We start from the raw sequence: 16,638 nt of genomic DNA, 5'->3' as shown, positions 1-16,638 counted from the left end.
TCGCCGGCAGGACGCACGCACGCGCGCGCGCCCCGCGCTTCGAATCCTAGGATTGGCGATTTAAGGACTTGTTAAATATCCTCGGCTCAATTGGGCTTTTGCGGTAGTACCTTGCCCTCGATTTTGGGCAGATCGTTCGCGGAAGCGGATTTGTCGGAGCCTGCGCGGCGCGCCATTTCCGTGGTCAGCCGCTCGGCCGCTTCCGGCGACATCAGCCCGAGGATGTCCGACATCTTTCGCGGCGCGATCTGCGAGGCGATCTCGAACAAGACCGACATTTCGAGGCGGTCGAATACCCTGGCGGCGTCCTTCGGCTTCATGGCTTCATACATCGTGATGATGCCCTTGAAGCGCGCGGCATCGGCTTCGTTCTTCTGCTCCTTCGCCGTCGATATCCGCGCCTCGGTGGCCTTTAATTCCTCGACCTTCGATTCGATGCGCTTTTCCGCGGCCTTGAGCAGGCTCTCGCGAATGTCGATCTCGCGCGCCCGCGCCTCCAGTTCCTGCCGCCGGGCCTGGAGCCGCTCCAGGATCGCCCGTTCGGACGGCGACACCTGCTGCGGGTTCTGGTCCACCACGGTGCCGTCGGGTTTTGCCGCTTCGGGGGCGGCCGGCTTGGGCGCCTCCTCCTTGGGCTTCTCGACCGAGCCGGTGATGTCGGCGGGATCGCTTCGGCCGGTCGGAAAGTTCAAGGTTTCCTGCGCCCAGGACGGCTTGCTGCTGTCGGGCTGATAGTCGAAGACATAGCCGCCATCGAGCACGAGGCCTGCGATCTTCAGCACCACCAGGCCGAAGATCGCAACCAGCACAACCGGAAGGACGCGAATGTCACGGAAGGACTTCATGCGGCGAGGCCATTAGACCTTCTGCGGTCGGAAAATGCCTGCGCTGCTGCTGCGACCGCCTGGGCCGACGATATTTTTGGTGCGGCAACCTCCGGCTCCGGCTCGGCTTCGGAAGTAGGCCGCGCGGCGGTCACGATCCGGGACAAGCGGCGGAACACCTGGTCGCTTTCGCCCAGTTGTTTACGCAACTGCTGCGACATCTGCGCCGCCGCGGTCAGCTGGTTGCCGAGATTCTCGTTGACGTCGCGCACGGTGTGCTTGAGGCCGCCGATGGCGCGCTCGGCGATCTCGGTTGCCGTGATCAATTCCCCGATCGTCGCCTTCAGCGAATGTTCATCCGCCTTCAGCCGCTTCAGCCTTTTGTTCAAGAGCATGCAATAGCCGATCGTGAGCAACAGCAACACCGTCACGAGGCTCTCGATTGCTATTCCGAGTAGATGACTCATTGGGCCTCCAGCGCCTTGTTTTGCTCATCGGCCTTCTCGAACATCGCGAAGGTGGTATTGGGTTTGCGCAGCTGTTTTGTCACGCGAATGGCAACGCGGTCGCCCACGCGTCCCATCCGTCCCTCGGTCAGCACGACGCTGCCGCAGCGCACCGCGACCAGCGCGTCGGCGCGCATCTCCAGCGGCAAGGTGTCGCCGACCTTCAGCTTCATCAATTCCTTGAGCGGAATCTCGGCCTCATAGAGCACGGCATCGACGGAGATCTGCGCTTGCGCTACTTCAGTGGCAAAATGGCCTTCCCAGATCGGATCACGGCCGAATTTTTCGCCCATGAACATCTGCAGCAGCACGGGACGGATCGGTTCGATGGTCGCGTAGGGCAGCAGCAATTCGATATTGCCGCCGCGATCTTCCATGTCGATATGCAGCCGCACCAGGATGGCGGCGTTGGCGGGCCGGCTGATGGCGGCAAAACGCGGATTGGTCTCCAGCCGGTCGATCGAGAACGTTACCGGCGACAGCGGCCGGAACGCCTGCTCGGCATCGGCCATCACCACTTCGACCAGCCGTTTTACGAGATTGGTTTCGATCGTGGTGTAGGGGCGGCCTTCGATGCGCAGCGAGGTCTGGCCGCGGCGGCCACCCAGCAAAACGTCGATCATCGAATAGATCAGGCTCGAATCCACCGTTGCGAGGCCAAAATTCTCCCACTCCTCGGCCTTGAACACACAGAGCACAGCCGGTAGCGGGATCGAATTCATGTAGTCGCCGAACCGCACCGAGGTGATGCGGTCGAGCGAGACTTCGACGTTGTCGCTCGTGAAGTTGCGCAAGCTCGTCGTCATCAGCCGCACCAGGCGGTCGAACACGATTTCGAGCATCGGCAGACGCTCGTAGGACACCATCGCCGAATCGATGATGGCGCGAATGCCGGAATGGTCGTCGAGACTGACCTCGCCGACGTTGAAGCCGAGCAGATTGTCGATTTCTTCCTGCGATAAAACCCGCTCGCCGCCGTTCTTGCCGCCGCCGAAATCGCGGCTGCCGTCCTCGACCATGGCGGCCCATTGCAGCGCCATGGTGCCGGAGAGTTCATTGGCGGCAGCCGCGGCCGCTGCCTCCGCCGGGTCCTCGGAATCAAGCGAGGCTTCCCATTGGGCTGCGATTGCATCCTGATCGTCTAAAGGGTTGCCCGCCATATCCTTAGATTCGTCCCATCACTGAACCACGATTTCCTTGAACAGCACCGCATTGACCGGCGTCGGCGCCAGCGCGACATTGACCCGCTTGGTCAGTTCTTCCTTGAGCCGGAACAGGCCCGCCGAACCGTTGAGGTCGCTCGCCCGCAATTCGCGCATATAGGTCTGGAAAATATCGGTGACGCGCGGCAGCGACGGCTTGATCGCCTCGACCTGCTTCTCTTCCTTGACCTCGAGCACGACCTTCAGTTTGAGATATTGCACGCGCTCGCCGGGCAGGCCGGCCAGGTTGACCAGCATGTCCGGCACCTCGACGAACACCGGCGGCTTCGGCGGCGGCGCCTCGGCGTGCACTTCTTCGCCGTGACCCCGGAGGAAAAAGAACCAGGTCACCCCGCCGCCGATGATGATGAGCAGGCCGACGGCCGCGATGATCAGCTTGAGCTTGCCCTTTGGCGCCGGCGCGGCCTCGAGCCCGTCCGCCGCGACGCCATCTGCCTGTTCGTTGTCCGCCATCGCCCCCGCGCCCGTTCTCGAAATCTAAAATGCGATGCCGCTAGCCAGGGCATGGGACGCGATACGAATGCCGCCAGCGCAAACGCGCCTCTCATGACGCGTCGACGCTAAGGTAATAATGGTTAATGGAACCTTTCATTTGCGCAGCCACTGGGAAAATCTTGCCGGGCAAACATGGTCAACAAGACCTTTCTGCCGCCCCGCAAAACTCCTTCCAGACAATTAAACCCTTATAAAATCGGCATTTTATGAGTTGGCACGGCTTTCGCTGACATCACAGGGAACCGCGGCTTGGGAGAGCTTGGCGGTTCGCCTGATCCGAGAACCGAGCCTGGGAGGGTTTTGCTCGCGGATCGTCAAAGGGGAGAACCAGCGATGGAGAATGCGCTTCTCGTCGGACTTTCGCGGCAGATGGTGTTGGAGCGGCAGATGGATGTCATTGCCAACAACGTCGCGAACGTCAACACCAACGGTTTCAAGGCCGACCGCTCGATGTTTGAGGAATACCTCAACTCCGGCGCCCACGAAGACAATTTTATCCCAAGCGACCGCCGCGTCAGCTACGTGCAGGACCGCGGCACCTTCAAGGACCTTACGCAAGGCCCGACCGAGCTGACGAAAAATCCGCTCGATGTCGCGATCGACGGCCAGGGTTTTCTGGTGGTGCAGACGCCGGCCGGCGAGCGCTACACCCGCGACGGCGGATTGACCATCAACAATCAGGGCCAGCTCGTGACGGCATCCGGCAATCCCGTGCTCGGCAACGCCGGCCCGATCGTGTTCCAGCCGACCGACCACGACATCTCGATCGCCGCGGACGGCAACATCACCGTGCTCGAAGGCATCAACCGGATCGACGCGGTGCGCGGCAAATTGCGCGTGGTCTCTTTTGCCGACGCGCAAAAACTCCTGAAGGAGGGCTCCAATCTCTATTCGGCCGGCGCAGGCGTGGCGCCGGCGCCCGACACCGCCTCGAAGGTGAAGCAGGGCTTCGTCGAAAAATCCAACGTCAATTCCGTCATCGAAATGGCGCACATGATCGACGTGACGCGCACCTACACGCAGATGGCGACGTTACTGCAGACGCAGAGCGATCTGCACAAATCGGCGATCGAAAAGCTCGCCGACGTCCCGGCGTAGGAGCTCATTCAACTGAATGAACTCCGTCCGCAATTTTTTTACTAAGCACGATCTGTTCCGAAAACCGGCGACCACTTTTCGGGATCATGCTTGAAGGAGATACCAGATGCGCGCTCTTTATACCGCGGCGACGGGAATGGCGGCCCAGGAACTCAACGTCCAGGTGATCTCCAACAACATCGCCAACATGCGCACCACCGGCTTCAAGAAGCAGCGCGCCGCGTTCCAGGACCTGATCTATGACCATGTGCGCCGGGTCGGCGCCCAGGCCTCCGATCAGGGCACCATCCTTCCCGTCGGTGTCGACATCGGCGGCGGCGTGAAAACCGTCGGCACGCCGCGATTGATGACGCAAGGCACGCTGTCGCAAACCGGCAACGATCTCGACATCGCGATCCGCGGCGAAGGCTTTTTCAAGATCCTGATGCCCGACGGCAGCTTCACCTATACCCGCGACGGCACGTTCCAGATGGACAACACGGGACGCGTCGTCAACGCGCAAGGCAACCCGGTGCAGCCGACCATCACGATCCCCCAAAATGCCTCCGGCATCACCATCAACGCGCAAGGCCAGCTTTCGGTGACCTTGCCGGGATCGACCACGCCGACGCTCGTGGGTCAGATCGGGCTGACGCGCTTCATCAACAAGGCCGGCCTGCAGCCGATCGGCGACAATCTGTTCACGGATACGCCGGCATCGGGCGCGCCGCAGGACGGCATCGCCAACACCGACGGTTTTGGCGACATGCAGCAGGCCAATCTCGAGCAGGCCAATGTCGAGGTCGTCACCGAAATCTCCGACCTGATCGCGGCCCAGCGCGCTTACGAGATGAACGCCAAGGTGATCAGCGCCACCGACCAGATGCTGCAATCCGCAACCGCGCTGTTCAGGTAGAGGGAGTTTTTGATGACACTACGCACCCTCCTCCTCGCAACCGCCCTGCTCGCGGCGAGCAGCGTGAGCGCATTCGCGCAAAGCGACGATGTGATCGCCGCCCCGGTGCTGCGCGCCAACGTCACCGTCTCCGGCGATTTGGTGCGGATCGGCGACGTCATCGACAATGCCGGCCCGTCGGCGCAGATCGCGATCTACCGCGCGCCGGATTTGGGCACCACCGGCACGCTGCCGACGTCGCAAGTGATCGCCGCCTTGCGCGCGCATCAGGTGATCGGCGTCGATACAAGGAATATCCAGGAAATTTCGGTGACGCGGCTGGCGCGCACCCTGGAGGCAAAGGAGATCGAGCTTCAGATCGCCCACGCGCTGGAACATCACAATGGTCTCGGCGACGCCGCCAATATCAGCCTGACCTTCGATCGCACCCTCGAGGATTTAAAACTCGAATCCTCCTACACCGCCGCGATACAATCGTCATCGGTGCGGTTCGATCCGCGCAATGGCCGGTTCGACGTCACGCTCGCGATCGCCAATGCCAGCGTCGCGACGCCGACGCGGCTGCGTTTTTCGGGAACGGCGGTCGAGACCATCGAAGCCGCGGTGCTCGCGCGCGGCATCGAGCGCAATGAGGTGATAAAATCTTCCGATGTCGTGATCGAGCGGCGCCCCAAGGCCGAAGTCGGCAATGACGTCGCCTCGCGCGACCGCGTGGTTGGAATGCAGGCGCGGCGCCAGTTGCGCGCGGGTCAGGCGCTGAAGGTGGCTGATCTGGCAAAACCCGACCTCGTGCAGCGCGACCAGACCGTCACCATGATCTACGAGACCGCCGGTCTTTATCTCACCGTTCGCGGCAAGGCGCTGGAGGCCGGCACCGAAGGCGACGTCGTCAGCGTGCTCAATCTGCAGTCCAAACGCACGGTGACCGGCACCGTGATCGGCCGTGGTCAAGTGTCGATCTCGATCGCAACGCCGCGGCCCGCCGCACCGGATACAACTTCCTCGATCGCGCCGGATGAACCCGCAGCTCCCGTCTCGCTCGCTACCAACACCAACACTCCGCAAGTCGCCCCAAAAACCGAGTAAAGTTCAATGTTCAGGTCCAGTAGCATAAAACGTATCGTTCTCACCGGCACGCTGCTCACCATCGTCAGCGTCGCGAGCGGATGCTCGTCGATCGACCGCTTGTCGCAGATCGGCGAACAGCCGAAACTGAATGCGATCGAAAATCCGACCACGCAGCCCGGCTACAAGCCGGTGCAGATGCCGATGCCGAAACCGGAGACGGTGTCGTACAACGCCAATTCGCTGTGGCGGAACGGCAGCCGCGCGTTCTTCAAGGACCAGCGCGCCGCGCGCGTCGGCGACCTCCTGACGGTGACCGTCAACATCACCGACAAGGCCAACATTGCCAACGAGACCCAGCGCAGCCGCACCAACAAGGAAGATTCCGGGATCACCGATTTCGTCGGCGCCAAGACGCTGGGCGTCACCGCGGCGAAGGTGCTGCCCGGCCGGATCCTGACGGCGGACTCGACCGCCTCCAGCGACGGCAAGGGTTCGGTCAACCGCCAGGAGGCGCTGCAGACCAACGTCGCCGCCGTGGTCACCCAAGTCTTGCCGAACGGCAATCTCGTGGTCGAAGGCAAGCAGGAGATCCGCGTCAACTTCGAAATTCGCGAATTGATCGTCGCCGGCATCGTGCGGCCGGAGGACATCCAGAGCGACAACACCATCGATTCCTCGAAGATCGCGCAGGCCCGCATCGCCTATGGGGGCCGCGGCCAGATCACCGACATCCAGCAGCCGCGCTACGGCCAACAGGTGATGGACGTGCTGCTGCCGTTCTAAGACTTTCTTCTAGAGCTCCCACATCTCATCGCGGCTCGAGACGCGATGCGATGTAAAACGCGGCCTCCGGTAGCTCCCCTGCCGGAGGCCGCGGATGTTTTGGGGGCACTTCTGGCGAAACTCCTCATGCCCCAGCTTTTTCCGGCGTCCATGCGTCTTTAAGAGCGCGGCAGTTCGTTTAGAATACCGTTTTCGTAATTTTTCTCACGCCGTCGACTAGTTCTTTAACTTCATCTCGTGTCGGATCAGCATCAGCCTTGTGATCGCACTTGTTTCTAATATCCCCTAAGTGTTGAATGAAACGCCACGTCGCGGTGTCCAGAATGTCCGCCTTCTTAAGTGCATCATTGAGGGTGGAAATCGTGGCATTCTTAGCGAGCTTAATCTTATGTGTTTCGCTGATTCCGGCGAGGTGTGCTTCAAGGACGACGCCAGCGATAGCTCCCGCGCCACGAGAAAACCCCTGCTTGTTGAGTTCGTCAGCGGCTGCGAGTTCATCATCCAATAGATCGGCGTGGACCAGCGCCCTAATGTCAAATAGCGTCGATTCGAAGCGATTAGATATGGTCTCGACTATCTTGTATTGATTGAAAATCGCACTAAGAGCCGAGTTTGCCGGCACTATCCAGCGGGCGCTGTCGGAATCGTAGACGGTACTTCCGATGAGGTAGTCAGACATGGTGTAGTTAGCAAACCCCACGCTCTTTCGAGGTTTGAGAGGTTTGTAATACGAGATGAAGTCCTCTACACGATCAGGCAAGAGTTGTGTTACACACGCAAGCGCTTCGGAATACCACGCTTGGTAAGCCTGCCGTGCGTCAGGCAAATCTTCCTTTTTTAACCCCGTCTTTTTGGCAGCTTCTGGATCGCAGTCGTACTGCAGGGCTACAGCTATTTTTTTGCCCTCCCAAACAAGCCTCGTGAGGTCCGCCTTGTAACGCTCGCTTTGACTCTTCATTTCATTCGATTCCAACTAATCAAATAGCAGTGTTCGCAATTAACGGTTCATTGGACCCGAAGATGCCCGTGAGTCGGCCTGCTGTGCAAGGAAGCTCAACAGAAGTCGCGCCTCAGCACGTAGGCCGGATTAGCGAAGCGTAATCCGCCGTTCTATGATGATGAAATTACCCCTTCGGCCAACCCGCCTTACAAGTAGCTATGTTCCGGCTGGCCCTTGCGAAACCTCCACGACGTGCCGATCGCTGCCTACAGTAATGATGATCGTGTAGGTCTTTGGCCCGCCGGCCTGATCGGTTGGAGGCGTCAGGTGCAGTTGTCCACCGTACCATTCGCCCGGCATCAGGGTGTTGTCCTTGATGACCGATTGCTCAAGTACAGCCATGTTGCGTTGGCCGGTTTCGACTGTAGCGGCAAACATCGCTTCATTTTGAACAGCGGCATTGTTTGGGCTATTACTGCCGCCGTCGGGCTGTAGAACGTTCCGGTGCGGCCGCTTGGTGTCGTGTAACTACCATACCCGGCTCGGGACGCGCCGTAGGCGTTCGCCGCACCGGCGACGCCGGTCAGGATCGCCGCCGCGATCTGTCGGTTCTTCTCCTCCTGGAGAAGCATCTCATATGTGACGATCTGCATCTCATAATCGGAAGCGCCAACGTGCTGCACGGCCTCGACTTGGCCAACCCTAAATTCGACCGGCTGTTTCCCGAGATTGTTTATGCCGACCACGAAAACTGGTCGACCGTTAGCCTGCAGTTGGCGTGAGGCCGGGCGGACCAAGACGAGTGAACTTTTCTGACGCGACACAAGAGCCGGTTGCCCGTCGCGCATCATCGCCTGTTGCTGTGGATTTGAAGCTCGGAAAGCGACAGTCTCTCCGGTTGAAACGCAGCCGCCCAGCGCGGCGCAAAGCGCCACGATCCCCAAATTACGCATCACGCATCCCCCCAACGCCCGAGGTCATCCAAGCGCAACTGGTGGGTGAGATCAATAGGAGTTAAGCGGAAAAAGCGTGTCAGAGGTCCGGTATTAATACGGGTCTTATGGTTGGCTCCCAATCTAGATAGCCCACTCACCGCTCCTCATCCGGATGCACCCAAACATACGGCGTGATGCAGCACGTAGGGCGGATTAGCGCAGCGTAATCCGCCATTTGCCGACGATGAAGAGGCGGATTACGCCTTCCGCCTAATGCGCCCTACGAGCTGAAGACTGTGGCGCATGGCGAGGACAAGGAAGACAAGGCGGCGGCGTGAGGATCATGCCTGCTCGTTGAACACGAAGTGCGGGGAATATTGAGAATGCTATCCTGACGATGAGATTATAAGATGGGCGTCATGCAGGAGGCCACCTTGCGGGTTTCGAAATGGGGCGACAGCCTGGCCGTGCGGCTGCCCAAGGCGCTGGTCGAGAAAATGGGCCTGAAGGCCGGCGACGAAATCAACATCGTCGACGTGGTCGAACGTACGCTGGTCGTGCAAAAAGAAGAACGGCGCAAGGCCGCGCTTGGACGCCTCGCTTCCCACAACTGGACCCTTCCTCCCGACTACAAATTCGATCGGGACGAAGCGAACGAGCGGTGAAGGCGTTGCGGTCGCACTTCGGTTGCGTCGGACCCCGCGCCGTGATATATATCATTGGTAGCCATCACAACTTGACTAGGTACGGAAATGACAGCTACCGCCAAGCTCTTCATGCATGGCCGCTCGCAGGCGGTGCGCCTGCCCAAGGAGTTCCGCTTCGAGGGCAAGGAGGTGCGCGTCAGCAAGGTCGGCGACAAGGTGGTGCTGGAACCGATGGAGAAACCGCCTTTCGATGCCGAGGCATGGTTCGCGCGCCTTGACGAACTCGGCGGGCGCGATTTCCTGCCGGACGGCCTGCCCGAAGACCCGCCGCTCAAGCCCGATCCGCGCGTCTTCTTCGACGAATGATCTGCCTCGACACCAACGTCGCGATTTACGTCATCAACCGGCGCGTTCCCGTAGTGCGGCGCCGACTGGCGGAACAGTTGCGGCTCGGAACGGAAATCGGTCTTCCCGCCATCGCCCTGTTCGAATTGCGCTATGGCCACGCGCGCAGCGACAGGCGGGCCGAATCCGATCGTCTGTTGGCCGAGTTTCTCGCACCGGGAATCGCGGTGCTTCCATTCGATGCGGAGGATGCCGCGCATGCAGGCGATATCCGCGCGCACCTGGAGAGCAAGGGCACGCCGATCGGCCCCTATGACTGTCTCATCGCGGCCCAGGCGCGCCGCCGGGGCGCCACGCTGGTGACGGCGAACGGCCGCGAGTTTGCGCGCGTGCCGGGACTGATGGTGATGGATTGGCTAGCGTGATGGATGCGACGGTGGCAGCGGAGATCAGGCGGCAACACGCGGCCGACGCGGTGGCGCCGGTCCTCGGCTTTTCTTCGGCCGCACCACGATGGCCACGTCCTGGTCGAGACGACGGACACAACGAAGCAGGCGCTCCAGGGAGAACTTATGAACGCGCCCGTTTAATCCCGCTGCCACGCTTGACGGCGATTTTATCGGTCACGTCTTGGTCCCTTTCACGGGTCGGCTAACCCGCGTTGCAAGCTGGCTGCCGGAAATTGCTCGCTATCAATGCGCTGCCCGATATGAAGGCTATTTGTGGCATTTTCCAAGTGGCGAGAGGAATTGGGGCATCATCAAGAGGAGAGTTGAAATGCGTCAGATCATTGGAGCCGCAGCCTTTGCAGCCATCGTGCTCATGACGGGCGGGCCCGCTCGCGCGCTGGCATGGAGCACGACCTCGCCCTCGAGGGTTGGGGGGCTTTCGGGGCAAGGCCGCGCCGGCCACGCATCCATCCGTGGCCTGCTAAAGTGATCGATCGCCTCCGGCGCGGTTTCTGTCTTCCCCTGCAGCAAAACTTTGTCGTAGAGTCGGCGAGCGAACAGACCGGAACTCCGCGCCGGCCATATCATTTCGGCGGGGTAAAGTGATGCGTAGTTCATCTTTTACGGCTGAGCGACCGATGTGTCCTGTCTGCAAGCACAGGATGGGATTGGCGCGGATTTCTCCGGGCAAGCGAGGTTTCGAGGAGCGGACCTTCGAGTGCAGCACGTGCCAGCGCATCGAGAAAATTTCCTTTGCCGTCGACCCCTTGAAAACAGATGCCTTGGGCTGGGCGGCCGGTGAGCTGAAGCCGCCGAGCTAATGCGTTTCCGACCGGCCGGGGCAAGGTGAATGGGAGAGTAGGTTGGGTTGAGTAGGAGTTGATCATGAGCGTCGAAAACATGCCTGACGAACGGCTTGCTCATTTCTACGAAAACGTCCGACAGCAGGTAGAAGCCGATCGAGCCAACAAGTGCCAATTTACCGTTGGCCCCACCGTTCGGGAGTATGCCGACAGGCTGCGGGACGAGATGATCAGGCGACGGTTGAAGCACGCGCCGATCGAATGGCCGTCTTAGAGCATGATGACTTTAGGTTGAGGCGCAGCGGTGATTTCTCCCTCGCCCCGCCCTTGCGGGGAGAGGGTTGGGGTGAGGGGCTGTTTCCGCGAATGCTGAAGCACAAATTATGCGGAGAATCCCCCTCACCCGGATCGCTGCGCGACATAGCCGAAGCTTCGCTTCGGCGTCCTTCTTATCTAAGGACGGCCGCCGAAGGCGGCCTATGCCTCTCCCCGCAAGCGGGGCGAGGTGATCGAACTTGCGCAGGCGACGATTCAACTCAAAATCATCCCGCTCTAGGGGCCACGGGCTAACGCCTCTCGCGGTTATCACTTATCGGAACGGCCGCGCTGCCGACGGTCTGGGTCTGCGACGCCCGCTTGGTCGCGTCCAGGCTGCTCGGCCCATTGGTTCCGTACAACGCCCAGAACATCAGGATGATTGCGAAAAAAACAAAGGCCGCGATGGTCAGGATCGCATACGGCTTGTTGTCGAAGAACATGGCAGGTCTCCATTCATGGCCACGGCGCGTTCGCTATGGTGATCCAGCGCAGAAAATCGGGCGTTGATCGCCGTCAAGGCGTTGGACGCTTATTGAATAAACGAGCACTCCGCGTCCCCTGCTTTGGGCGACGCGGTTCGGAGGGGATATTCAGTGCGCGCCTTTCAAGAAGCATGACGTCGAGCAGGTGACGGTGTTGCCGTGGTCGCACTTGATGCAGACAGCCACGCACTGGTCGCGCAGTTTTGGATCGTATGAGGGGTAGAGGCTGGTCGCGCACTTGTTGGTCGACCCCGTCACTTCGCTGTCGGGATTGCATGAGGCGGTCAGCAAAGCGATCGGCAATAAAACAACGAAGCGTCGCATGAACCCCTCGTGTCGGTTTCAAGGCTTGTCGTTTCCGGCGTGTCGCCGTCGTCGGTCGTGGTCTTCCCTTCCGTGAACAGCCCTGCCTGCCGCCCAAGGTTCGCATGAACCGGACCGTCGTGTAAACGCGGCCGCAGCCGTCGATCGTCACGAATTATCGGCGTGCTCATGGAACCAAACGCGCCCGATCGGAATAGGGATTCCCAGGGAGCGCCAAAGGCTGGATTGGCGTCATCGTATGGAGTGATCCTCATGAGAATGACATCATGCGCCATTGCGGCGCTCGCCACGCTCGCGGCAACTGGCGCATCAGCGCAAATCGTCAACCTGACCGGCACCTATCGATGCATCCAGGCCTGTCGGGCGGGTCCGGTCGGCAGCCCCGCCTTCATCACGCAGAACGGGCCCGATCTAAACCTCGTCAACGAAGCCGGCCAGCCTTCCCGCGCCTGGCCCGACGCGTTCGCGCCGGCATCCCGGATCTGGGCCGATGCCTGGAACGAGGGCGCGGTCTATTCCCCTGACGGCATGATCATCCAGTTCGACAACGGTACGGTCTGGCAGCGCGATCTCGGACCGCCGCCGCCACCGCTGCGGGTTCGCTTGCGCAGGTGAACTGACGGCAACGGTTTGGTGTCGTCCTTGCGAAAGCAGGGACCCATAACCACCGATGCTGATTTGTGGTCCTGACACCCCGACGCTGGTGTCAAGTTCGTGGGACAATAGTTCCGCGGATGACGGTGGCAAAAGAGCCCGGTCACCGGGGAGAGCACGAAGGAAGCCGTTAAAACCATTGCGTGCGGGAATGCCGGGTTGTTCCGGTGGACTCGTGGTGACTAACGCGCGTGTTTACTACACTACACGCGCGGCTGCGGGTGCATCGGCACCCGGCATTCCCCACGCCCTCTGTTGGGCGGAAGTTTCTTGCACAACTCGGACGCATTGCGCCGCTAGATCGCGGAGTTGTATCTGAGATTGGACATTTTCTGTTTGAAGATGCGCAGCTGTCGTCACCCGCCACCGGGTCGGCGCAAAGCGCCGCCCGATGACAGGCTCCGGCGGATGATCCAGTATTCCAGAGACGTCAGCGATGAATCGAAAGGGCGCGGCGTACTGGATACCCCGCATGCGCGGGGTATGACGGATCTTTTTGCGGCGGCGGCGCACAGCAACTTCGCTCAGCCAAACGTTGCGTCTACCGTCCCGAGCCCCGCCAACTCCATCACCACATGATCGCCCGCCTTCAGCCACACCGTCTTGATGAGACTTCCCGTCAGCACGATCTCGCCCGCGCGCAAACCCTTATCCTTCGCGGCGAGATGATTGGCGAGCCAGGCGAGCGCATTGTGGGGATGGCCGAGCACATCGGCGCCGGTGCCCCGCCCGACTTCAGCGCCGTTGATGATCGCGCGGCCGACCACGGCAGCGAGATCGGGCGCGGAAGATCGCGCCACGGGTTCGCCGAGCACGCAGCCGGCGGCGAAGAAATCGTCGGCAACGAGCATCGGCGCGCCGATGGTCTGCCAGTCGACGTAACGGTCGTCGACGATCTCGATCGCCGGCAGATAGGCCTCGATCGCCTCGCCGACCCACTCCGCCGTGAACGGCGCCTCTGTCGACACCAGATCGCGCGCGAGTTTTACCGCGATCTCGCATTCGACGCCGACGCGGACGAAATCCTTCGTGCTCAGCGAGGCGCCGCTCTCGTAAACGCCTTTTGCAAACACACCGCCGCCGCAGGGATGCGGGATATTGAGATATTGCTGCATCACCGGGCTGGTGCAGCCGATCTTGTAACCGACCATCGCGCCGAAATCGACCGAAAGCAGGCCGTGCAACGCATCCTGAATCCGGTAGCCGTCAGCTTCGGTCTTCGGCGCGGCGTCGCCGGCGAGCGGCGGCAGCGGCGTCCGGTCGCGCCGAGCGGCGGCGATGGTCTTTGCGGCCGCGAGGGTCTTATTCATCGGCGACCTCCGTACTCAACTCGCGCCGATTCTTGTTGTGACACCCTTTCTTTACACGAAAACGCGGTGGACAACAAAAAGACCGCAACTGCGGCCAAAACCCTATTCGTCCCGGTAGACCTTCTCGCGTTTCTCGTGGCGCTCCTGGGCTTCCACCGAAAGCGTCGCGATCGGGCGCGCCTCCAGCCGTTTCAGCGAGATCGGCTCGCCGGTCTCCTCGCAATAGCCGTAGGTGTTGTCCTCGATGCGCTGCAGTGCGGCATCGATCTTGGAGATCAGCTTGCGCTGGCGGTCGCGGGCGCGCAGTTCGATCGCGCGGTCGGTTTCCGACGAGGCGCGGTCGGCGAGGTCAGGATGATTGACGTTCTCTTCCTGCAGGGTCTGCAGCGTGATTCGCGATTCGCGGAGAATCTCGTCCTTCCACGCCAGGAGCTTGGCGCGGAAATAATCGCGCTGGCGCTCGTTCATGAAAGGCTCTTTTTCGGAGGGTCGATAGTTCTTCAACTTTTCCAAGGCCAGCCCATCTTCACGTGCAAGGCGAACGGAAACGGTCCGTCCGCGCGCGCCTTATATAGCGGCGCCATGTGACAGACAATATCTCGCTTGCCGAGGCCGGGCCGCCCCCAAGGCCTTGCACAGGCAAAACTATCCGCGCCTGCCCCGGGGACGGCCTTGCCTCTTTAATAGCCGACGGTAAAGCGCTTGCAGATATGGGCCGGACGCTCGATTTCGTCAGCCAAAGCGACCGCGAAGTCCTCAAAGGAGATCGAGCTTTTGCCGTCGGCCACGGTCAGAAGCTGGTCGGTCCCGAGCCGGAACTTACCGGTACGCTCGCCAGCGATGAACAGGGCCGAGGGCGAAATGAAGGTCCAGTTGAGGTCCTTCTCCTCGGCCAGCCGGTCCAGGAAGGCCGCGCCCTTCTCGGCCTCGGCCCTGTAGATCGCGGGAAAACCGGGGGTCGTGACCAGCCGGACGCCGGGGGCGACTTCGAGGCTGCCGGCGCCGCCGACCACAAGATAGCGGCCGACGTGAGAGTCCTTGGCGGCCCCGATCAGTTTTTCGGGATCGCTGGCGAGGAAATGGATCGAGGAGATCGCCGCGTCGTGGCCGGCAAGAAGCTGCGCCAGGCCGGGGCGATCATGGGCGTCGCCCTTTTTCGCGGTGACATTGTGCTCTTTTGCGATTTTTTCCGGGTTGCGCGCGATGGCGGTGACGCTGTGGCCGCGGCGGGCGAGCTCACTTGTGATGCGCGAGCCGGCATTTCCGGACGCGCCGACGACGGCGATCTTCATGGTGTCTCCTTATGCGGATGAGGATGGTATCCAATGGTGACTAGATAACCGAAAGGATGTAAGTGTTAAGAGAGCACTTTGGGGTCACCTGATTACGCCGGAGTAACCGCGATGAAAGCCGCCAATGCCTATTCGGCCGATTGCCCGACCCGCCAGATCCTCGATCGGGTCGGCGACAAATGGGCGGTGCTGATCCTGCTGCTCTTGAGGGGCGAGCCCCTGCGCTTCAATGTATTGCGCCGCGCGATCGAGGGCATCTCGCAGAAGATGCTGTCGCAGGTGCTGAAAAGCCTCGAGCGCGACGGGCTGATCCGCCGCCGCGCTACTCCGACCGTGCCGGTAACGGTGGAATATTCGATCACGCCGCTCGGCGCGACGCTCGCTGCCGCCGTCGATCCCTTGCGCGATTGGGCGGAACGCAATCTGAAGGAAGTGCTCACCGCGCAACGCCGCTACGACGCCCAGCGCAAGGCGATGGCGGCGTGAGAGTTCCGTGGCTTCATCCTTCGAGACGCGCGCAAGTGCGCGCTCCTCAGGATGAGGTCTTAGACCCTCATGGTGAGGAGCGCGGCAACGCCGCGCGTCTCGAACCACGAGGCCCGGAATGCTCTAGCACTGCCCGGCTTTGGCGAGTTCGACCTCGACCCGCAGCTCGATCTCGGACAGCACCGCGTCGAGACCGGGATCGCCGGAGGAGGATTTTAGGTTGGCGGCGGCGTCGCGCAGCCGGCTCACGGTGGAGGCATCGAAACTGCCGGACAATAGCCCGATCTTGAGATCGTCGAGCACGTCGAGCGCACCCTTGCCGCGCGCCACCGAACGCTTGCGGCGCTCGACCGGATCCTCCTCGATGCCCTGCATCGCAAGCAGCGCGTCGATGTTGGCGGCAGCCTTCGGCGCGTTCACCGGGCGGGCTTCCGGCGTCGATGCCGCATCGGGCAGCGAAAAGCTGCTCGATGAGGTTTTCCGCGTGGTGCCCGCGGGGCTCCCGAGAGTGGTGCCGTTCGGTCCGTAGATGCGCATCGCTGTTCTCGAAGCTCGTGTGGGCGCAAGCTTCGCCCCCTTATGGTTAATGGGTCGTAAACAGCCCGGCAAAAACTGCCGCCAAGCGGCAGATTTGCCACTTCGGCGTGACCAGCGGGCAACCGGCGGCCGAACAATTTATATCGTTATGTCAGTATCTTACACGAACGAACAGGCGTGGCACGGCGCTCGCATAGTGAACGGCGGATCGCTGCCATGGGAGT

The 16,638-nt window shown here is 61.2% G+C and carries 22 protein-coding genes; 10 read left to right on the top strand and 12 right to left on the bottom strand.

What is annotated here, in order from left to right:
• Positions 1-86: 86 nt before the first annotated feature.
• From B5526_RS30560 to fliL, 4 genes are read right to left on the bottom strand one after another with little or no spacing between them, the layout of a single operon-like run.
• Positions 87-845: a MotE family protein gene (locus B5526_RS30560; RefSeq protein WP_079543481.1), complete on the bottom strand. Its 759-nt coding sequence runs from the start codon at positions 843-845 to the stop codon at positions 87-89.
• The gene (locus B5526_RS30555) at positions 842-1,291 is read right to left on the bottom strand and encodes a DUF6468 domain-containing protein (RefSeq protein WP_079543480.1); all 450 of its coding nucleotides are present in this window, start codon (positions 1,289-1,291) and stop codon (positions 842-844) included. Before B5526_RS30555 ends, B5526_RS30560 begins: the two co-directional genes overlap by 4 nt.
• Positions 1,288-2,490 (bottom strand): flagellar motor switch protein FliM, encoded by a 1,203-nt coding sequence (fliM, locus tag B5526_RS30550; protein WP_079543479.1) that lies wholly within the window; start codon positions 2,488-2,490, stop codon positions 1,288-1,290. The genes B5526_RS30555 and fliM overlap by 4 nt, the downstream gene beginning before the upstream one ends.
• Before the next feature lie 18 nt (positions 2,491-2,508).
• Positions 2,509-3,006, bottom strand: coding sequence for a flagellar basal body-associated protein FliL (fliL, locus tag B5526_RS30545; protein ID WP_079543478.1), 498 nt, complete (start codon positions 3,004-3,006; stop codon positions 2,509-2,511).
• A gap of 375 nt (positions 3,007-3,381) precedes the next feature.
• Between fliL and flgF the strand changes: the two genes are divergently transcribed.
• The 4 genes from flgF (at position 3,382) to flgH (ending at position 6,892) form a co-directional block, all read left to right on the top strand.
• Positions 3,382-4,146, top strand: a complete 765-nt coding sequence (flgF, locus tag B5526_RS30540) for a flagellar basal-body rod protein FlgF (protein ID WP_079543477.1) — start codon at positions 3,382-3,384, stop codon at positions 4,144-4,146.
• 106 nt (positions 4,147-4,252) lie between these two features.
• Positions 4,253-5,041, top strand: a complete 789-nt coding sequence (flgG, locus tag B5526_RS30535; RefSeq protein WP_079543476.1) for a flagellar basal-body rod protein FlgG — start codon at positions 4,253-4,255, stop codon at positions 5,039-5,041.
• Positions 5,042-5,053: 12 nt separating this feature from the next.
• Positions 5,054-6,127 carry a flagellar basal body P-ring formation chaperone FlgA gene (gene flgA, locus B5526_RS30530; RefSeq protein WP_079543475.1) on the top strand — a complete coding sequence of 358 codons (1,074 nt, stop codon included), beginning with the start codon at positions 5,054-5,056 and terminating at the stop codon, positions 6,125-6,127.
• A gap of 6 nt (positions 6,128-6,133) precedes the next feature.
• Positions 6,134-6,892 (top strand): flagellar basal body L-ring protein FlgH, encoded by a 759-nt coding sequence (gene flgH / locus B5526_RS30525; protein WP_079543474.1) that lies wholly within the window; start codon positions 6,134-6,136, stop codon positions 6,890-6,892.
• Positions 6,893-7,070: 178 nt separating this feature from the next.
• On the opposite strand, the gene B5526_RS30520 is transcribed toward flgH, so the two are convergent.
• Entirely contained in the window at positions 7,071-7,850 is a 780-nt protein-coding gene (locus B5526_RS30520; protein ID WP_079543473.1) for a hypothetical protein, read from the bottom strand.
• Positions 7,851-8,191: 341 nt separating this feature from the next.
• Positions 8,192-8,788 (bottom strand): hypothetical protein, encoded by a 597-nt coding sequence (locus tag B5526_RS30515; RefSeq protein WP_154071533.1) that lies wholly within the window; start codon positions 8,786-8,788, stop codon positions 8,192-8,194.
• 413 nt (positions 8,789-9,201) lie between these two features.
• On the opposite strand from B5526_RS30515, the gene B5526_RS30510 reads away from it, so the two are divergent.
• The 4 genes from B5526_RS30510 to B5526_RS30485 all read left to right on the top strand — a co-directional run bounded on the left by B5526_RS30510 (position 9,202) and on the right by B5526_RS30485 (position 11,285).
• Positions 9,202-9,432, top strand: coding sequence for an AbrB/MazE/SpoVT family DNA-binding domain-containing protein (locus B5526_RS30510; RefSeq protein WP_079545598.1), 231 nt, complete (start codon positions 9,202-9,204; stop codon positions 9,430-9,432).
• Between the two features lie 87 nt (positions 9,433-9,519).
• Positions 9,520-9,780: an antitoxin gene (locus B5526_RS30505; protein ID WP_079543471.1), complete on the top strand. Its 261-nt coding sequence runs from the start codon at positions 9,520-9,522 to the stop codon at positions 9,778-9,780.
• Positions 9,777-10,184 (top strand): type II toxin-antitoxin system VapC family toxin, encoded by a 408-nt coding sequence (locus tag B5526_RS30500; protein WP_079543470.1) that lies wholly within the window; start codon positions 9,777-9,779, stop codon positions 10,182-10,184. The genes B5526_RS30505 and B5526_RS30500 overlap by 4 nt, the downstream gene beginning before the upstream one ends.
• Positions 10,185-11,093: 909 nt before the next feature.
• Positions 11,094-11,285: a hypothetical protein gene (locus B5526_RS30485; protein WP_079543467.1), complete on the top strand. Its 192-nt coding sequence runs from the start codon at positions 11,094-11,096 to the stop codon at positions 11,283-11,285.
• Positions 11,286-11,577: 292 nt separating this feature from the next.
• Here B5526_RS30485 and B5526_RS30480 read toward each other — a convergent pair whose 3' ends face one another.
• Complete coding sequence (locus B5526_RS30480; RefSeq protein ID WP_079543466.1) at positions 11,578-11,769, bottom strand: hypothetical protein; 192 nt, start codon at positions 11,767-11,769, stop codon at positions 11,578-11,580.
• Positions 11,770-11,919: 150 nt separating this feature from the next.
• On the bottom strand, positions 11,920-12,135 hold the full coding sequence (locus tag B5526_RS30475) for a hypothetical protein (RefSeq protein WP_079543465.1): 216 nt from the start codon (positions 12,133-12,135) through the stop codon (positions 11,920-11,922).
• A 243-nt stretch (positions 12,136-12,378) separates the two neighbouring features.
• Here B5526_RS30475 and B5526_RS30470 point away from each other — a divergent pair, with 243 nt between their 5' ends.
• On the top strand, positions 12,379-12,750 hold the full coding sequence (locus B5526_RS30470) for a hypothetical protein (RefSeq protein WP_433994603.1): 372 nt from the start codon (positions 12,379-12,381) through the stop codon (positions 12,748-12,750).
• Between the two features lie 563 nt (positions 12,751-13,313).
• On the opposite strand, the gene B5526_RS30465 is transcribed toward B5526_RS30470, so the two are convergent.
• The 3 genes from B5526_RS30465 to B5526_RS30455 all read right to left on the bottom strand — a co-directional run bounded on the left by B5526_RS30465 (position 13,314) and on the right by B5526_RS30455 (position 15,391).
• The gene (locus B5526_RS30465) at positions 13,314-14,099 is read right to left on the bottom strand and encodes a 2-keto-4-pentenoate hydratase (protein ID WP_079543463.1); all 786 of its coding nucleotides are present in this window, start codon (positions 14,097-14,099) and stop codon (positions 13,314-13,316) included.
• 102 nt (positions 14,100-14,201) lie between these two features.
• Positions 14,202-14,567 carry an RNA polymerase-binding protein DksA gene (gene dksA, locus B5526_RS30460; protein ID WP_172842148.1) on the bottom strand — a complete coding sequence of 122 codons (366 nt, stop codon included), beginning with the start codon at positions 14,565-14,567 and terminating at the stop codon, positions 14,202-14,204.
• A 212-nt stretch (positions 14,568-14,779) separates the two neighbouring features.
• The gene (locus B5526_RS30455) at positions 14,780-15,391 is read right to left on the bottom strand and encodes an NAD(P)-dependent oxidoreductase (protein WP_079543461.1); all 612 of its coding nucleotides are present in this window, start codon (positions 15,389-15,391) and stop codon (positions 14,780-14,782) included.
• Between the two features lie 111 nt (positions 15,392-15,502).
• Between B5526_RS30455 and B5526_RS30450 the strand changes: the two genes are divergently transcribed.
• Positions 15,503-15,877, top strand: coding sequence for a winged helix-turn-helix transcriptional regulator (locus tag B5526_RS30450; protein ID WP_079543460.1), 375 nt, complete (start codon positions 15,503-15,505; stop codon positions 15,875-15,877).
• Between the two features lie 123 nt (positions 15,878-16,000).
• Here the strand turns inward: B5526_RS30450 and B5526_RS30445 are convergent, their stop codons facing one another.
• The gene (locus B5526_RS30445) at positions 16,001-16,414 is read right to left on the bottom strand and encodes a flagellar assembly protein FliX (protein ID WP_079543459.1); all 414 of its coding nucleotides are present in this window, start codon (positions 16,412-16,414) and stop codon (positions 16,001-16,003) included.
• Positions 16,415-16,638: the final 224 nt, after the last annotated feature.

Origin of the sequence: Bradyrhizobium lablabi, assembly GCF_900141755.1 — a bacterium.
Classification (GTDB): domain Bacteria; phylum Pseudomonadota; class Alphaproteobacteria; order Rhizobiales; family Xanthobacteraceae; genus Bradyrhizobium; species Bradyrhizobium lablabi_A.
This window is presented reverse-complemented; position numbering and strand designations above follow the sequence as displayed.

What these genes read in the sequence shown, in the direction of transcription:
- B5526_RS30560 (WP_079543481.1), bottom strand. Translation starts at nt 845, where the DNA reads ATGAAGTCCTTCCGTGACATTCGCGTCCTTCCGGTTGTGCTGGTTGCG.
- B5526_RS30555 (WP_079543480.1), bottom strand. Translation starts at nt 1,291, where the DNA reads ATGAGTCATCTACTCGGAATAGCAATCGAGAGCCTCGTGACGGTGTTG.
- fliM (WP_079543479.1), bottom strand. Translation starts at nt 2,490, where the DNA reads ATGGCGGGCAACCCTTTAGACGATCAGGATGCAATCGCAGCCCAATGG.
- fliL (WP_079543478.1), bottom strand. Translation starts at nt 3,006, where the DNA reads ATGGCGGACAACGAACAGGCAGATGGCGTCGCGGCGGACGGGCTCGAG.
- flgF (WP_079543477.1), top strand. Translation starts at nt 3,382, where the DNA reads ATGGAGAATGCGCTTCTCGTCGGACTTTCGCGGCAGATGGTGTTGGAG.
- flgG (WP_079543476.1), top strand. Translation starts at nt 4,253, where the DNA reads ATGCGCGCTCTTTATACCGCGGCGACGGGAATGGCGGCCCAGGAACTC.
- flgA (WP_079543475.1), top strand. Translation starts at nt 5,054, where the DNA reads ATGACACTACGCACCCTCCTCCTCGCAACCGCCCTGCTCGCGGCGAGC.
- flgH (WP_079543474.1), top strand. Translation starts at nt 6,134, where the DNA reads ATGTTCAGGTCCAGTAGCATAAAACGTATCGTTCTCACCGGCACGCTG.
- B5526_RS30520 (WP_079543473.1), bottom strand. Translation starts at nt 7,850, where the DNA reads ATGAAGAGTCAAAGCGAGCGTTACAAGGCGGACCTCACGAGGCTTGTT.
- B5526_RS30505 (WP_079543471.1), top strand. Translation starts at nt 9,520, where the DNA reads ATGACAGCTACCGCCAAGCTCTTCATGCATGGCCGCTCGCAGGCGGTG.
- B5526_RS30500 (WP_079543470.1), top strand. Translation starts at nt 9,777, where the DNA reads ATGATCTGCCTCGACACCAACGTCGCGATTTACGTCATCAACCGGCGC.
- B5526_RS30485 (WP_079543467.1), top strand. Translation starts at nt 11,094, where the DNA reads ATGAGCGTCGAAAACATGCCTGACGAACGGCTTGCTCATTTCTACGAA.
- B5526_RS30480 (WP_079543466.1), bottom strand. Translation starts at nt 11,769, where the DNA reads ATGTTCTTCGACAACAAGCCGTATGCGATCCTGACCATCGCGGCCTTT.
- B5526_RS30475 (WP_079543465.1), bottom strand. Translation starts at nt 12,135, where the DNA reads ATGCGACGCTTCGTTGTTTTATTGCCGATCGCTTTGCTGACCGCCTCA.
- B5526_RS30465 (WP_079543463.1), bottom strand. Translation starts at nt 14,099, where the DNA reads ATGAATAAGACCCTCGCGGCCGCAAAGACCATCGCCGCCGCTCGGCGC.
- dksA (WP_172842148.1), bottom strand. Translation starts at nt 14,567, where the DNA reads ATGAACGAGCGCCAGCGCGATTATTTCCGCGCCAAGCTCCTGGCGTGG.
- B5526_RS30455 (WP_079543461.1), bottom strand. Translation starts at nt 15,391, where the DNA reads ATGAAGATCGCCGTCGTCGGCGCGTCCGGAAATGCCGGCTCGCGCATC.
- B5526_RS30450 (WP_079543460.1), top strand. Translation starts at nt 15,503, where the DNA reads ATGAAAGCCGCCAATGCCTATTCGGCCGATTGCCCGACCCGCCAGATC.
- B5526_RS30445 (WP_079543459.1), bottom strand. Translation starts at nt 16,414, where the DNA reads ATGCGCATCTACGGACCGAACGGCACCACTCTCGGGAGCCCCGCGGGC.